Source organism: Nostoc sp. C057, assembly GCF_013393925.1.
Lineage (GTDB): Bacteria > Cyanobacteriota > Cyanobacteriia > Cyanobacteriales > Nostocaceae > Nostoc > Nostoc muscorum_A.
On record NZ_CP040281.1, the window covers coordinates 2058833 to 2074702 of the forward strand.

At 41.1% G+C, this 15870-nt stretch carries 13 protein-coding genes; 8 read left to right on the forward strand and 5 right to left on the reverse strand.

Annotated features, from left to right (window positions below; genetic code table 11):
• Positions 1-26: 26 nt before the first annotated feature.
• Entirely contained in the window at positions 27-494 is a 468-nt protein-coding gene (locus FD724_RS40735) for a transposase (RefSeq protein WP_256874501.1), read from the forward strand.
• A 112-nt stretch (positions 495-606) separates the two neighbouring features.
• Here FD724_RS40735 and FD724_RS09325 read toward each other — a convergent pair whose 3' ends face one another.
• Positions 607-6003 carry a translocation/assembly module TamB domain-containing protein gene (locus tag FD724_RS09325; RefSeq protein WP_179072414.1) on the reverse strand — a complete coding sequence of 1799 codons (5397 nt, stop codon included), beginning with the start codon at positions 6001-6003 and terminating at the stop codon, positions 607-609.
• Between the two features lie 877 nt (positions 6004-6880).
• Positions 6881-7078, reverse strand: coding sequence for a hypothetical protein (locus FD724_RS09330; protein ID WP_012407746.1), 198 nt, complete (start codon positions 7076-7078; stop codon positions 6881-6883).
• Positions 7079-7563: 485 nt separating this feature from the next.
• Between FD724_RS09330 and FD724_RS09335 the strand changes: the two genes are divergently transcribed.
• The 7 genes from FD724_RS09335 (at position 7564) to FD724_RS09355 (ending at position 14659) form a co-directional block, all read left to right on the forward strand.
• A complete protein-coding gene (locus tag FD724_RS09335; protein ID WP_179072415.1) occupies positions 7564-9429 on the forward strand; it encodes a Mu transposase C-terminal domain-containing protein in 1866 nt (621 codons plus the stop codon).
• Positions 9430-9432: 3 nt separating this feature from the next.
• The gene (locus FD724_RS09340; RefSeq protein WP_256874502.1) at positions 9433-9975 is read left to right on the forward strand and encodes an ATP-binding protein; all 543 of its coding nucleotides are present in this window, start codon (positions 9433-9435) and stop codon (positions 9973-9975) included.
• A gap of 2 nt (positions 9976-9977) precedes the next feature.
• Positions 9978-10211 carry a hypothetical protein gene (locus FD724_RS40740; RefSeq protein ID WP_256874503.1) on the forward strand — a complete coding sequence of 78 codons (234 nt, stop codon included), beginning with the start codon at positions 9978-9980 and terminating at the stop codon, positions 10209-10211.
• The gene (locus FD724_RS09345) at positions 10204-10719 is read left to right on the forward strand and encodes a TniQ family protein (RefSeq protein WP_256874504.1); all 516 of its coding nucleotides are present in this window, start codon (positions 10204-10206) and stop codon (positions 10717-10719) included. Before FD724_RS40740 ends, FD724_RS09345 begins: the two co-directional genes overlap by 8 nt.
• A gap of 313 nt (positions 10720-11032) precedes the next feature.
• Complete coding sequence (locus tag FD724_RS09350) at positions 11033-12079, forward strand: ATP-binding protein (protein ID WP_179072417.1); 1047 nt, start codon at positions 11033-11035, stop codon at positions 12077-12079.
• Positions 12063-12749 (forward strand): hypothetical protein, encoded by a 687-nt coding sequence (locus FD724_RS40745; protein WP_256874505.1) that lies wholly within the window; start codon positions 12063-12065, stop codon positions 12747-12749. The genes FD724_RS09350 and FD724_RS40745 overlap by 17 nt, the downstream gene beginning before the upstream one ends.
• Positions 12750-12835: 86 nt before the next feature.
• Positions 12836-14659, forward strand: a complete 1824-nt coding sequence (locus FD724_RS09355; RefSeq protein ID WP_256874506.1) for a S8 family peptidase — start codon at positions 12836-12838, stop codon at positions 14657-14659.
• Positions 14660-14771: 112 nt separating this feature from the next.
• Here the strand turns inward: FD724_RS09355 and FD724_RS40750 are convergent, their stop codons facing one another.
• Genes FD724_RS40750 through FD724_RS09365 form a run of 3 tightly spaced genes read right to left on the reverse strand, consistent with a single transcriptional unit; the run spans position 14772 to position 15858 of the window.
• Positions 14772-14903 carry a hypothetical protein gene (locus tag FD724_RS40750; RefSeq protein ID WP_256874507.1) on the reverse strand — a complete coding sequence of 44 codons (132 nt, stop codon included), beginning with the start codon at positions 14901-14903 and terminating at the stop codon, positions 14772-14774.
• Between the two features lie 2 nt (positions 14904-14905).
• Positions 14906-15511 carry a hypothetical protein gene (locus FD724_RS09360; protein ID WP_179072418.1) on the reverse strand — a complete coding sequence of 202 codons (606 nt, stop codon included), beginning with the start codon at positions 15509-15511 and terminating at the stop codon, positions 14906-14908.
• Complete coding sequence (locus FD724_RS09365; protein ID WP_179072419.1) at positions 15511-15858, reverse strand: STAS-like domain-containing protein; 348 nt, start codon at positions 15856-15858, stop codon at positions 15511-15513. Before FD724_RS09365 ends, FD724_RS09360 begins: the two co-directional genes overlap by 1 nt.
• Positions 15859-15870 lie beyond the last annotated feature (12 nt).

Sequence of the window (15870 nt, forward strand, 5' to 3'; positions counted from 1 at the left end):
GGAGTCAATCTGTCTTTCATCCGCAAATGTGCCCGCGCCTTACCAGGAAACGAGCTTATGCTCAAAAGCCCAACCGCAAAGGAAAAAATGTCTCGGTAATTGGTGCCATTAGCTTGAAAGGATTGCTCACCCAATGGAGTGGTTTAGGTTCTATCGATGCCTTGACCTTTGATGCCTTCATCGCTCAAAAACTCATACCTCAGCTTTGGCCTGGCGCAGTCGTGCTCATGGATAATTGCTCGATCCATAAAAGTGATGAACTTGAAGCTTTGATCATCGCTGCTGGTGCTCACCTGATTTATCTCCCCCCCTACTCTCCCGATTTTTCACCGATTGAGAATTGTTGGTCTAAGATTAAGAACATTCTCCGTCGCATCGGTGCAAGGACATACCCTGATTTACTCCAGGCATTAGATGCGGCATTTGCAGAAGTGACGATAGAGAATTTACTCGGCTGGTTTACTCACTGCTGCTACTGTACTTCAGAAGACTGATAACCGCTATACCACCTTATTTATGTTGGGTTACGCGATCGCTGCACCCAACCTACAAAACTACAAAATTACGGTTCTCAAGGTAGACGAGGTTTAACTGAATTATATTAGTCTAAAATCGAGTTTCATACTGAACTTGGAATAGATTTTCATCCCCTAAATTAGTTGAGCCTCGCATCAAAATTTCATCATTGAGTCGATAAAGGACGTTATAACGGAAAGACTCATCGCTAGAAAGAGGGCGTGATAAAGAAGCAGAGAAATTTCTATTAATATTAAACACACCTTCTGCTGATAAATTCAGAACTGAAGCTGTCTTTGTTTCATTACTAGTAGTAGGGGTAGGAAATATCCGAAATTCGCTGAAACCAACAGCTTGACCGATCGCAGTAATAGTTCCTTGTAAACCACCTAAAATGGTAGAACTAGCGAAATTAGTCAGTCCTTGTCCTGCATCTGCTTGACCGAAAGAACCAAGAATCGAGCCACCTAGCAAAGCAACTATTTCTCCACGACTACGGCTAGGTTCACTCGTCAGTTCCAAATTGTCGCCCAATTCACTCGCTGGCCCGTCCACTCTTGCTTGAACGCGAACGGTACGTAAAGTACCGAAGTTAGTCGCAGAAACATCGCTGATTTCAGCAGACAATGGGGATTCCAGAATTCGGCTGTTCGTTGCTGATGCTTCCGGTACAATCGCAGTCAGCCGAACATCCAAAGTAGGGTCAAGTCCTTGGCTTGGAGTAAACCGCGCAGTTTGTTCGTAGCCTCGCGCTAAAGCAAACTCAGTAGAAAATAAGCTCAGTCGTCCACCTGTCAAACGAATCAATCCTTCAGGAAGTGGCTTGGCTAATGTACCATTAATGGTCAAGTCGCCTTTTGCCTCAAAGTTCAGTATGGGCTGACTTAATGCGGCTCCTCCTGGTACAAAGCTTAGTAGGGATTCAGTGGTAACATGAACATTGTCATCTAGACTCAACCTTAAATCTGCAAACTCTACAGGTAAATTGGGTGGAGTTGCTGCGGTGTTAGCATTATTATCTGGTTTAGTAACTCCGCTAGCGCTACTCTCTGCTGTAGTCACTGCGCTAGCGTTACTTTCTGGTGTAGGTGTAGCATTAGCGTTAACCTGTTCTCTATTTAGATTTATGACGTTAGTGTTAGCTTCTGTTGTAGCTGCTGATTTTGTCTTAGCAGTATTTCCAATAATCACTCGACCATCACTTAGCCGAATCTCTCCACCAATTACGGGTTTTAAGGCTGTTCCGCGAATTACAGCATTGCCGCCGACACCACCTTCATACAATCCTGCAAGCTTAAAGTCGAGTTTGTCTGCTATTGATATTGTCAGGGGATTCGCTGTGGCTGGTTGAGGATTGAGAATTGGCAAGATACCTGATGCAGTTATTTGCCCTTCATTGTAAAGAGCTTGAATGTTGTTAACACTCACCGTACTACCATTAAATTGTGCTGTCCCTGTTACATTCGTTAGGGGTTCAGATAAAGCTTGAGCGCTAATAGTTGCATTGTTAACTGTGGCGTTTCCATTGATAATTGGTTCGTTTAAAGTACCCTGAACGTTTAAATTTACTTTTCCTTGACCGTCTACCCAAGTTACTTGATTATTGGTAAACAGATTTAATAGTGCCAATCCTTCATTGTTCACATCGGCGTTGATGCTGATTTGATTGGTATCTGGTTGCACCTCGGCAAATGGTAACGGCGCAGGTACGCTACCTGTAATCGTAACTGGTTGCGTTCCTGTTACTAGTAAGGTACTGTCGAAATTCAAACGAGCATTATTGTAGTCAAAGTTCACCTGTCCACTTTGTACAGGTTGCTGGTTGAGAGTTGCATTCGCCAGTGTCACATTCCCTTGCACTCTGGGATCTTGTAAACTACCTCCTAATGTGGCATCAGCATTTACATTACCAGTGATATCTATGGGATATCTTTCTATAAAAGGTTGTAAAAGTGATAAAGGTAGACTTGCTACATTCAACTTTCCAGATAGCTGTTCAGTTCCTAACTGTCCCGAAAATGCCACCAGTCCTTGATTTATCCCAATACTCAAGGGCGAAAGTGTGACGATTCCATCGGCAAAATTGCCTTGAGCAACGACTTGATTAATGGAATATTCACCCCATTTCCAGTTAGCACCTTGGAAATTAAAGCCGACATTCAACCCAGATTTTAATGAACCATTAGCTGTAATTCCGCCACTCAAAGCACCCGTTAATTCTGCAAGGGTAGGTAAAGATAAGTCTCTTTTTGCCTCTAATTGCTGTTGTTGTGTGATCGATGTTGCAATTTTTGAAAAATATGCAAGCTGTGTGAGCAAATCTGAATTGGGCAAACTGATAGGCTTGGTATCAAGTACCTCTGCTCCAGCCAACGTTGGAGGCTGCAACCCTGTGCCAAGGTCTTGAAAGTCGAAGATATTAAATGCTTGCAAAAGTCTCTCGATTCTGGCTTGGTCTAAGTTAGCTTGGAATTGAAATTGCGGGTCATTCCCTGTTTGCACATTTCCACTTAAGGCGATGTTGCTATCTCCAATCCGCAATAGACCATTAGCCAAGCTAGCAGTACCATCAGCATAATTGATGCTGCCGCGAAATTCATCTGCTGCAACTCTGGCAACACGAGGCCCTGCGATCGCAACGTCTCCCGCAACTGCATAATTATTAAGATTGACAACTAAATTTCCCGATAGTTGCCCCCCTAAAGGTTTCAATTGATTGTTCGGTAAAAAGCCCCCAATCAAAGCTATAGGAAACTGTTGGGCGTTGATGAGTAAGTTCTCTCCCTCGGTTCTACCTGTAGTAACTGCCTCATCCCGCTTGACTAAAAATGAGGTTGGACGATAATCTGCACCCAGGTTAAGCGCAATCCTGTCTTGCTTGCCGGCTAATCGCAGACTTGCTCCTTGTCCCCCTTGAAAATTCACGTTTCCAGTTAAAAGTGGGTCAAATGCTAAATTACTAACCTGGAAATTCCGCAGTTGGATATTGCCGTTAGCTTGAGGTACATCTGGAGTACCTGTAACTTTTCCATTAAAATCAAGTAGCCCCGCTAACGCTACGTCTCCAGGAACTTGAAAACCAGTATTTTTTAAGTTGAAATTCTGTGCCAGTACATTTAAATCAAATCCCGCAATTTTAGGTGCGCCTGTTGGTGGAGACTGAATTGCGATCGCACCATTAGCACTCAATCCTTGAGTACTTGCGTTTTCAACTATAATCTGCTTTCCATCCCACTGAAATTGAGCCGTTAGCGGTTTTGCCAGTAGCGCTACTCCTTGGGAAAGGCGGATTTGCCCTGCGGCGCGAATATCTGCAAGCTGGAAAGATTCTGTTGTCCCTGCTAACTGAAGATTGCTATTAAGCCGTCCTCGCAGTTGTGGTGAGAAACGATTGAGTTGAATTTGAGAAGTTTTGACAGATCCTTGCCAACGTTGTTGTGCGAGTTGACCTTGAGCCACAATTGTCCCACCTGCCACATTCAACACCGCACCTGGTAACAGGATATTCTCTCCTTGTTTGGCAACAACAACCCGTCCGGTAGTGGGATAGGTTGCTGTAGGCGCTTGCACCTGCGCTACTGCTTGCAGGTTGCTCAGAGTGCCGGAAATATTGGCATTTGCCGATACATTCCCAATGGTAATGCCGGGTGAGGATTTGTATGCTCGTGCGATCGCATCCCCTGGTAAATTTTGGGCTTGTACATTCAACGCCACCCTACCTTGAGGTGCAAGCTGAAGTTGACCACTAGCTGTTACTTGCCCTCCCACCTCTGGATTTGCTTGAACGCGAGCAACATTGACGTTTAAGGGATTACCCAGAGAACCAGAAACTTTAGCGTTCGCAGATATACCACCAAGATTCAGGGGAGTTGAAATATTGTAACCTTGAGCGATCGCATTTCCTGGTAAACCTTGAGCTTGAATACCTATATCTACTTGACCTTGGGGAGCGAGTTGAATTTGACCACTGGCTGTAATTTGCCCCCCTGTTGGCGGCGTTACCTGAACACTAGAAATATCAAGGTTCAACGGCTGTTTGCCAAGTGAGCCAGAGACTTCTGCTTTTGCCGAGACATTTCCAACTGCGATCGGTAAACTAACGCCATAGCTACGCGCTAATATATCTCCGGATACTCCGTCAACTTGAGCATTAAATCTTACGTCGCTTTTGGCTCCCAAATTAGCTTGACCGCCTCCTGTGATTTGACCACCGGCTGCGGGGACTATTTTCAAATTAGAGACAGCAAGTTGAGATGCCGTTTGAGAAACATTCAAGCGGAAATCAGTGTTGACAGCTTTGAAGAGAACGCGGTCAACTTGAATAGGTTTTGTGTTGCTTACTGTACCGCTAACAACTGGTTTTTGAAGTGCGCCTAACACCTGAATATTTGCTTGAATTTCGCCACTAGCTGGGACTGACGAATTTACATTCAATGTATCTAAAATATTTTTAGCACTAACTGGTTTTATCTGAGCAGAGACATTAAAACCAGTTTGATTATTAATTGTTCCATTAGCCAGAATGGGAACTTTGCCAAAGTTCGTACTCAAATTTTCTAAAGCAACTGTCTGACCTTGAAATGAAAATCTTCCATTAAAATTAGAAACTTGCTGAGGGATATTTTTAATTTTGGCAATGATCTGATTAGCAGTGGCCGTGCCTGTAATCGCTATATCTGACAGTTTGGGTGGAATCTGAACTGCTAAGTCAGCATTTAAATACCCTGCTTGCAAGGCAATTGGTAACTCAATCAATCGACTTATATCAGATGCTTGTAAATTTTGTGCTTGCAGCTTGAGATTAGTTTGTTGAGCCTTTAGTTGTGTCTCACCAGAGATTTTTATTCCACCTCCCCTAGCGAGTTGAGCATTGATGTCATAACCAATCCTTTGATTTTGATCAAAAAATCGGGCAACACCACCAACTTGATTTAATATTACTGAACCTTTCGGTCTAGTTGGTGCGGCGAACGGCATCAACTCTACATTTCCATCTTGAATCTGAAGTGTTTGCAACTCTGTTTGAATAGCACCTTTTCCTTCCCCAGCCTTAACTTGGGCTGTAACCCAACGACCATCTCGATCCTGTTGGATGTACACATTGGGCTGAACTAACGTTACATTTAATGTCAGTTTTCGAGTTAAGAGAACTTGCAAGGGTGAAAACTGCACATCCAAGGCTTTTGCTACCACTTGGTCTGCATCGGTGGTAGTTGCTGGTATCGATAAAGAGCTAAATCTCAAACTATAGAGCGAAAAACGTTCAACTTTCCCTACTTTTACCGGTCGCCCAAGCAATTGTTCGAGATTTTGCTGCACTAATGGCGCTAAATCCTTATATACATAGCTTCTAGCCCACCAAGCACCAACTGCAATTCCAACCAGCAAAACGACACCGAGAGCCAAACTGGTACGTCCCAAGAGGAGGAGCCATAAACGAGGATTAGATGGTTCCTGATTATTTTTTGAATTTGGAGAGCGCGTCATTATCGTTACTAGTACCAGTACTTTTTCTGGAGTGAGCCGAGAGACAGGCTAGCCGCAGTTGTATCAGCAAGTTACAAGCTATGGTTTCATAATATGAAGACTTCTGCAAGAACTTTGCGGTAAGCTGCTTATATTCTCCAGGAGAAGCTGCCCCAACGATACGCTTTGTAAATGTTTCATGTTATTCCATAATCTTGCATAATTCCTGAATATTTTATCGTCTTCAAATTTATAAACTTCGCTGGGCTTATAAGGATTATTTAGAATTTACTTGTTAAAATTTCTATTTTTAGACAGGTTTTATTGCCTGAAGTATTATTCTTCATAAATCAGGTAATATTTGAATATTAAATTACTTTGTGATCACTTCTGTATATACAACCCTGGTTAGAAAATAAACTTTTGTATAATCTAACTTAGTATAGATGACAAAAAGTAATCTTAGAGGTTGTTTTAAAAGTGTTTTGCTGTGACTTTAGGCACTTTTAGATCCCCCCTAACCTCCCTTAAAAAAGGGGGAACCAGAATCAAAGTCCCCCTTCTTAAGGGGGATTTAGGGGGATCTAAAACTATTTGATACCGACAAGAGGACTTTTTAAACATCCTCTTAGCTCGACTTTATCCAAAATTAAGAACTCTGCTTTCCTTATATCTTAGGCAGCAAGCAATTACTAACAAGATTATCGACTTATCTAAAAATTTAGGAACCTGATACCATTTCTTTGCGAGTCTGCGCCAAACCCTTTTAACTTCTTTCTTTACTTTGTGTCCTTAGCGTCCTTTGCGGTTCGTTTTCCTTTCTTGTAATTAAACATGGTTTAGCGCATCTTCATACAGAATTGGTGTGAGCTTTTAGATTACTCCATCGCCAACCCGATCATTGCTCGCTTGAATCATCAATCATTTCTGGTACTAAAGCTGGGTTACTCTTGCGTTCTTCTGGCGATTGCTCCCGAATAACATCGTCAATTCTCGCAGGGTGTTTGATTTTGTCGAGTAGTTCTGGACTTAGTTGCGACGGTTCACCTTCTGGATTCGATTTTTCAGCTTGACTAGGAACTGTTTCCTTATTCATCACTATTTCCTAAAACTTATACGCCAAGCTTAAGTCCTTCTGTGGTGAGGCATACACTATCTTGAGACTTATTTCACGCAGTGACAGGTAACAAGTTCTGTTAATCTTTGGGTTGCCGATTGTCTAAAACTCCATGAGTTTAGCAGCGATCGCGTGCCTTGTGTAGTCCAAAAAATTCAGCTACATTAAGTCCATAGGAAAACAGTTGACAAATAATTTGTACATTCGCACATTATATGTCGCAATTCGCAAATCATGTCGCAACTGCCTTTAATCCCTGAAAGCTTTATCCTGTAAGGATCATAAACTATTTACTTACACAAAATCAGAATTTGCTCAATTCGCATATTCTATGTCGCAAATCCTGTTTTCGCAAATTAAAGGTCGTTTGTTAATATTTAACCATTTCGCAAATTGTATGTCGCATTCTTGGTCAATTAATGGTACATTAGTACAATAATTATTCATGAGTGTTTTTCACTCCAATGGCAGACAAACAAATTGAATTCACGGAAGAATCAACGCAAGTCCCAGATGCTATTTTTCTTGACAAGAATAATTTTGTTGTAGATCCATCCCAAATTATTCTGGAAACATCAGATAGGCATAAACTGGCATTTAATCTGATCCAGTGGCTTGCTGAATCACCAAATCGCATGATTAAATCTCAGAGAAAGCAGGCTGTTGCAGATACACTCAGTGTTTCTATTCGCCAGGTTGAACGTCTGCTCAAGCAATACGATGATGACAGGTTATCAGAATCAGCAGGAGTACAACGCTCAGATAAGGGACAATATCGAGTCAGCAAATACTGGCAAGAATTTATCAAAACAATTTATGAAAAGAGTATTAAAGACAAACATCCAATTTCCCCAGCATCTATAGTTCGCGAAGTAAAGCGACACGCGATTGTGGATCTTGGGCTTAAACCAGGAGATTATCCTCATCCAGCTACTGTTTATCGAATTTTAGATCCTTTAATCCAACAACATAAACGGAAGACAAGAGTTAGAAATCCGGGTTCGGGATCTTGGATGACAGTTGTAACACGAGATGGGCAACTACTGAGGGCTGATTTTAGTAACCAAATTATTCAATGCGACCATACTAAGTTGGATATTCTCATAGTTGATAATGATGGTAATTTGTTGTCTGACCGTCCTTGGCTAACCACTATTGTGGATACTTATTCAAGCTGTGTTGTTGGTTTTCGCTTATGGATCAAACAACCAGGTTCTACGGAGGTAGCTCTTGCCTTAAGACATGCAATTTTGCCCAAAAACTATCCTGATGATTATCAGCTAAATAAAGCCTGGGATATATGTGGGCCTCCTTTTCAATATTTTTTTACTGATGGTGGCAAAGATTTTCGCTCAAAACATCTCAAAGCCATTGGTAAGAAATTAGGATTTCAGTGTGAACTACGCGATCGCCCTCCCGAAGGTGGTATTGTAGAACGAATTTTTCAAACCATTAATACTCAAGTTCTCAAAGATTTACCTGGTTATACAGGGGCAAATGTTCAGGAACGCCCCAAAAATGCAGAGAAAGAAGCCTGTTTGACAATACAGGATTTGGACAAAATTCTCGCTAGTTTCTTTTGTGATACTTATAACCACGATCCTTATCCTAAAGCTCCTTGTGATACGAGATTTGAACGCTGGTTCAAGGGAATGGGAGAAAAACTACCTGAGCCTTTGGATGAGCGAGAATTGGATATCTGTTTGATGAAAGAAGCGCAACGAGTTGTTCAAGCTCATGGCTCTATACAGTTTGAGAACCTGATTTATCGAGGAGAATCACTCAAGGCATCTAGGGGTGAATTTGTAACACTGAGATATGACCCCGATCATATCCTGACTTTATATGTTTACAGTTGCGAAACTGATGATAATTTAGAAGATTTTTTAGGCTATGCTCATGCCGTCAACATGGATACTCATGACCTGAGTTTAGAAGAATTAAAAGCCGTGAATAGACAGCGCAGTAAAGCTCGTAAGGATCATTTTAATTATGATGCTTTATTAGCACTAGGTAAACGCAAGGAACTTGTAGAAGAGCGCAAACAAGACAAGAAGGAAAAAAGAAGAGCAGAGCAAAAACGTTTACGTTCTACATCCAAGAAAAGCTCAAATCTTATTGAATTACGCAAAAGTAGGGCTTCCAAATCTTTAAGGAAGGAAGAAAATCAGGAAGTTTTACCTGAAAGAGTTTGTAGGGAAGAAATTAAACTTGAGAAGATAGAACCACAAGTTCAGGAAAATATTTCAACACAAACTAATACTCAAGAAGAGCAGAGACATAAGTTAGTAGTCTCTAACCGTCAAAAAAACTTGAAAAAGATTTGGTAAATTATGGCGCGATCGCAACTTGCAACCCAATCCTTTGTTGAAGTCCTAGCCCCAAAGTTAGACCGGAATGATCAAATTGCTAAAACTAGTGATATTGAGGAACTTTTCAGAAGTTGTTTTATCACAACTGACCGGGCTTCGGAATGCTTCAGATGGTTAGATGAACTGCGTCTCCTCAAACAATGTGGTCGAATCATTGGCCCAAGAGATGTTGGTAAAAGTCGAGCATCGCTTCACTATCGAAATGAGGATAAAAAACGAGTTTCCTATGTAAAAGCTTGGTCAGCATCGAGTTCTAAACGTCTATTTTCACAAATACTGAAGGATATTAACCATGCTGCACCAACAGGTAAGCGACAAGACTTACGTCCAAGATTAGCTGGTAGTCTGGAGCTATTTGGGCTAGAAATTGTGATTATTGATAATGCTGAAAATCTTCAAAAAGAGGCGCTTTTAGACTTAAAGCAACTTTTTGAAGAATCTAATATTCCTATTGTCTTAGTTGGAGGTAAGGAATTAGACGATATCTTGCAAGATGTACAATAGAATTGGATATTTTATCTCTTCCAGAAGCGTCTAATTTAGCTGAAGGAACTATATTTGAAATTTTAGCGCTTAGTACAAGTGCGCGAATGGGGCTTCTAGTAAAGATACTTACAAAGGCAGTTTTACATTCTCTAAAAAATGGATTTAGCAGAGTTGATGAAAGCATTTTAGAAAAAATTGCTAGTCATTATGGCAGAAAATACGTTCCCCTCGAAAACAAGAAGAGGAATGAATGAAGATGATGAAATTCTTGCAAAACTAGGCTATGTTGAACCATACGAAGGAGAGAGCATTAGTCATTATTTGGGGCGTTTGCGTCGATTTAAGGCTAACAGCTTGCCTTCAGGATACTCTCTAGGAAAAATTGCTGGTCTTGGTGCTGTTACGGGACGTTGGGAAAAACTGTACTTTAACCCATTTCCTACTCGACAAGAGTTAGAGGCTTTGGCATCTTTGGTAGGAGTTAATGCAGATAGATTAGCGGAGATGCTACCGCCCAATGGGGTGACGATGAAGCCTAGACCAATTCGGTTATGTGCTGCTTGTTATGCAGAAGTACCTTGTCACAGAATTGAGTGGCAGTATAAGGATAAACTTAAATGCGATCGCCATCAGTTGGGTTTATTAACAAAATGTACTAACTGTGCGACACCATTTCCAATTCCTGCCTATTGGGAGGTAAAGCAATGCCCTCATTGTTCCCTGGCTTTTGCAAAAATGGTGAAGCGTCAGAAGCGTCGTTAACAAAGGTGATGGCTAATTTTATGCTATGTGTCAACTCAAGAATATACCCGTTGGGAGAAGTTTCGGTTCCTCCATATACTAGTGTTAAATGATACTGATATCAGGGCATAGGGCGGTGGTGGGTAGTTGCAATCCTCCAAAGAACAAGCGCCGGACAGTAGAAAAATCGATCTCAGCTAGAGAACTTGAGGGATTATTCCTGTCAGGTGTAATATTTCAGTGCTATGATAAATAGCTTTTCATCTTTTTATAGTACAAAAATACTATAAAATTAGAGTATGCAGAGTATCCGAATTCCGGCTCTAAAATAAATATGGCGCGTGGCGAAATAATTAGAAAACTCTTCAGAAGCTTCTCTCGCAATGAGAGAGAAGAGTTTTTAGTTGCGGCCAAAGAACTGATTGAAGAAGAGAGAAATAAAAATCATATATTGCTTGCTAGGGATCTAGAAAAGCTGCTTGAAAATGGGAATGGATACACTAAACCCTTAGCTGCTAACCCTACCCCCTGGAACCAGTTTGCTGAACCACCTAAAGATAAAGATACTGGGCTTGCCTTGCTTGAGGTAAAACAATTCGATCTGACATGGGATCACATCGTCCTCAGTGAAAAAATTTTTGATACCCTCCAAGAAATCGTTCTCGAAAACCGTAAGCAAGATATACTCGCAGCTTATAATCTCAAGCCCAAAAACAAATTACTCTTCTGCGGCCCACCTGGCTGTGGTAAAACGCAAACCGCAAAAGTCCTCTCCAGCGCACTGGGGCTGCCGCTGGTTTACGTGAACCTAACGGCAGTATTCTCTTCTTACTTAGGTGAAACTGCAACGAATCTTCAGAAAATTTTTACCTACATTGAAAAGGGTGAATGGCTTGTTTTGTTTGATGAGTTTGATGCGATCGCCCGCGACCGGGATAATTTAAATGAACATGGTGAAGTGAAACGGTTAGTGAATAGCCTGTTACAACTCATCGATAACGCAACCAATCAAAGTATATTTGTCGCAGCCACTAATCATGAAAAACTTCTAGACGGTGCAGTTTGGCGACGATTTGATGAAGTTATTTTTTTTGATAACCCATCACTTGAACTGCGGACGGCTCTTTTAAGCCGTTATTTATCTGCTATCCGTTATACTGCTATTAATCTGTCTGCTTTTGCTGCTCGACTTGATAATGCGACTGGAGCAGACATAGAGCGTATTTGCTCTGACGCAATTAAAGCTGTGATTTTACGGGGTGAACGTACCTTAACTGCTGATGACTTAGAGGTGGCGATAGCGCGTTTTTTAGAAAGACAAAGTATAATAGCAAACTCAAAAGAATTATTGAAGTCAAACCAAAATGGGGAGCCAGTTTGAACACCTGAAATTACCGAGAATAATAAATATTGAATTACCTCGGCGATCTACTGGTGGTTTTAGTGGTACAAAACGTACTAATGTCAGCGAACACGGTAAGGAACTATTAGGTCAAATTTCTACCCTAATTGAGCCTGTTAAGCAAAAAACTAGTCCTTTCCGTCTTGACCCAAAATTAATTTTTAAAATCAAAGTTGCTGAAAATTATTCTTTTTCAGACAACTTGGTAACTCAAACAGGACTCAATGTCCTAGCACGTGAACCGAATAAAGCCATTGTTGTCTTTTCATCTGACAATGAGCTAACTGAATTTAAAAAGCGATTAGAGAGTTACAGCCAAATTAAAGATGGGCCAAAGTATGAATACTTAGGGGCAATTGATGAGCTAGTTCCCCTCGAACCACAGGATCGCATTGGTCGTTTGTTAGAACTCAAGCCTGTAGAACCAGGTGAACTTGCAGCTTTAGATTTGGAACTTTGGCACACAGGCGATCGCAAAGAGATACAAAATTACTTGGATAAGATTGCCCAAGTCCTAGAGGAATTGTCCAGTGGCACTGCTCCTATGAGAATGAGTGATAGATATATAGGTGAATATCTATGTCTTGCTCGGATTAAAGTCACTCATGAAGTTTTAGAACTAGGACTTACGCAAAACTACACACGGTAGGGGCAATTCATGAATTGCCCCTACTTGAGAATCAGGGTTTCAACTATTGTTTGCGTAAGTCCTAAGAACTATTGCTGCTAGAGGAAATGGTCAAAGAAATTGACCGCCCTCCCCAACCCGCCTTTGAAACAGCTGGTGATTATAATCTGCCCATTTATAATTTTCCCGAAGTTGTTCCTCCACCTGAAGATAATTGCGGCATTCTTGTTATTGACTCTGGTGTACAGCGTGGTCATCCTTTGATTGCTCCTGTACTTGGTGAGGCTGAAGTATTCCCAGATGCAAAACGGCAATTCATAAAAGGTGGTGCTGATGATGTAAATGGACATGCAACAAGTGTCGCTGGCATTGCTATCTATGGAAATGTTGAAAACTGTATTCAACAGCGTTCCTTTGAGCCAACAGCTTGGTTATTTTCCGCTCGTGTAACAGATGAGAATAACAAATATGATGAGGATCTTCTCTTAGAAACTCAACTTGATGAAGCCATTCGTGCTTTTGTTGAACAATATCCTAATTGCAAAGTCATAAATATCTCGCTAGGTAACGCGGATCAAATTTACCGAGATGGTTTGAAGCAGTTTCGGCTAGCTGCCAAAATAGATGAAATTGCTTATCAATACCAACATAAAAACATTTTGTTTGTAATTTCAGCGGGTAATGCTTTCTATGAAGAGGCAAAGTCAAATGAACAACTACGGACTGACTACCCAAATTATCTGCTGAACAAGAGCGCTCGAATTATTGATCCAGCAACTTCAGCAATTGCATTGACCGTAGGTTCTTTGTCATTTGGTCGCGGTAGTATTACAGAACCTTCTGATATTCGTCGTCAGGCGATCGCAAATTTATCAGGATACCCTTCTCCATTTACCAGAACTGGCTTTGGCGTAGATGGAATGATTAAACCTGATGTTGTGGACTTTGGTGGAGATTTAGTATTAGACCTGAGTTATCGAGAAACTTTAGGTCTACCTAAAGTCAATGTATTGCCAGATAGTGTAGCTGGTGTTTCTGTTCTAACTCTATGCAAAGATTTCAAAAGTTCTTTATTTCATATCTGTAGTGGTACGAGCTTTGCTGCACCTCGTGTTGCTAACCTTGCTGCTCAACTTTTTACAAAATATCCACAAGCCAGTTCTAATTTGATTCGGGCGCTTATTGTTAACTCTGCGGTTCTTCCCAAGGAAATTCCAGCAGAATTTAAATGTAATGGGAAGAAGTCTCAAAGTAAACAAATTAGAAAGCAGTTAGCTATCTATGGCAATGGACAGCCTGATTTGCAACGTGCAATGTATTCGGCGGAGAACTATGTTGTTCTATCCGAAGACAATATTTTGATAAAAGTAGGCTATTTTCATATTTATGAAATTCCCCAGTTGCCACCTGATTTTATTAAGGTAAAAGGCACCCGGATATTGTCAATTAGTTTGGCATTTGACCCGCCAACTCGCCCAACTCGCGGAGACTCATATCTAGGAGTCACAATGGAATTCGACCTTTTTAAAGGGATTGATCGCAAAATTCTTATGAATGCTTATGAAGCTGCTAGCAAGACAAGTTCCCCTGATGAGTCTACAGAAAATACAAAAAAAAAGTTAACAAAAAAATATGGCGCTGGTATTGTTGTCAAATTATCTCCAGGTTCCACTGTTCGGAAAAAAGGAACACTGCAAAGGGGGCAAGTTGAAATAACGCCTAGAGCAACAAAATATAATGATGGGCCCATGACCCTAATTGTGAGTTGTAACCGTAAATGGGCAAATCCAGATGAAATCGAAATGCAACGTTATGCCTTAGTCGCTTGCATTAGCCATTCTGATTCTCAAGTTGACTTATACAATCGTATGAGGCTCCAGATTAACCAGAGAAGCGATAGAGAGCAAGAGCGATTACGAGGAAGAGTTTAATTGATAATCCGGCAATGGAAGTCAGCAAGCTATAACTTTCTAAGACACAGGAATTACACCTTGGCTCGTTTATAAGGATGCGATCGCACCTCCCAAGTCAAACTCCACAATTTCAAGCGATCGCTTCATCAATTTGTCTTCCTAGTACCTGCTTCACCAATAAAGTTAAGGTAGTGTATGGTCTTGACTTTTGCGGAGATGGCAGAATGTCAAAAGCCGATTTAAAGGATTGAGGTGGTCGCACTTCTATCTAACCAGAAGTTTGCCTTGAGTTTTCGCTGCTGCGATCGCACCACTATTTGCAGTAAAAACTTTAATACCTGGGACAGTCACATAATCACCATCATCGGTAATTATTTGTGTAACTCCAGCTTTGCCCATCGCTTCCAGTATCAGCAAGTCGTAGCCGTCAAGTAATTGGGTTTGAAATCTGGTTAGCGCCGCATTGCTTGTTTCTTCGCTAACCAAAACATCTGTGCATACAGCACTAGATATCACCTGACTCCAAGCGGCTTGAACTTCTGCTACAACTTTTGCTCTCTCGGTTGGGAAGTTATGACGGTATTCTTTAGATTTTAATGTAGAAGAAAATATTTCTCTTTCTGTTTGCTCAATGTTGTGTGCTAATTCTGCCAATGAAAGACCACAGTAGGAAAGCCATGAATTAGCAGAAATGGCTTTAGCAATGTAGGAAGGATATTCTGTAATCTGATAATAACGAGATGAAATACTGGCATTAGTATAGGTATACCAATACCAGGCGTTTGTATCTACTAAGAAAATATCATCATTTTTCGGAGTGTCAGACCGGATATCAACCACTTCAGCCTGAACTGTGTAGTTGACTGGCATTACTGTGTATTTGCTTGTTCGCTGATAACTTGGTCTACTCTACTACGGAAATCAGGGTCGGAGTAATACCGTTTGGAATTTTCGATGACTAGTTTGAGTATTTGTTTACCAACCGTATTTAGATTGGAGAATTTGAGCAGACGGTTTAGGGTTTCTGGCTTAATATCCCGGAGTAATTGTCCAATAGCAAAGTTAAAGAACGGGGAAGCAAAAATTTCTACTCCTGCAAAGTCTAGCTCAACTTCATTAAGAGCTAATAATTCTGGATGAACCAAATCGTACACTTTCTGACCATCGCCAGGTGTAATACAGTTTTTGCCTATTAGGGTTAGGATTTCGTGTTTCATAGTCCGCACATC

Coding starts and splice junctions, on each gene's coding strand:
- FD724_RS09355 (WP_256874506.1), top strand. CDS start 12,836: ATGGTCAAAGAAATTGACCGCCCTCCCCAACCCGCCTTTGAAACAGCT.
- FD724_RS09350 (WP_179072417.1), top strand. CDS start 11,033: ATGGCGCGTGGCGAAATAATTAGAAAACTCTTCAGAAGCTTCTCTCGC.
- FD724_RS09335 (WP_179072415.1), top strand. CDS start 7,564: ATGGCAGACAAACAAATTGAATTCACGGAAGAATCAACGCAAGTCCCA.
- FD724_RS09360 (WP_179072418.1), bottom strand. CDS start 15,511: ATGCCAGTCAACTACACAGTTCAGGCTGAAGTGGTTGATATCCGGTCT.
- FD724_RS09345 (WP_256874504.1), top strand. CDS start 10,204: ATGAATGAAGATGATGAAATTCTTGCAAAACTAGGCTATGTTGAACCA.
- FD724_RS40735 (WP_256874501.1), top strand. CDS start 27: ATGTGCCCGCGCCTTACCAGGAAACGAGCTTATGCTCAAAAGCCCAAC.
- FD724_RS09340 (WP_256874502.1), top strand. CDS start 9,433: ATGGCGCGATCGCAACTTGCAACCCAATCCTTTGTTGAAGTCCTAGCC.
- FD724_RS40745 (WP_256874505.1), top strand. CDS start 12,063: ATGGGGAGCCAGTTTGAACACCTGAAATTACCGAGAATAATAAATATT.
- FD724_RS09365 (WP_179072419.1), bottom strand. CDS start 15,858: ATGAAACACGAAATCCTAACCCTAATAGGCAAAAACTGTATTACACCT.
- FD724_RS09325 (WP_179072414.1), bottom strand. CDS start 6,003: ATGACGCGCTCTCCAAATTCAAAAAATAATCAGGAACCATCTAATCCT.
- FD724_RS09330 (WP_012407746.1), bottom strand. CDS start 7,078: ATGAATAAGGAAACAGTTCCTAGTCAAGCTGAAAAATCGAATCCAGAA.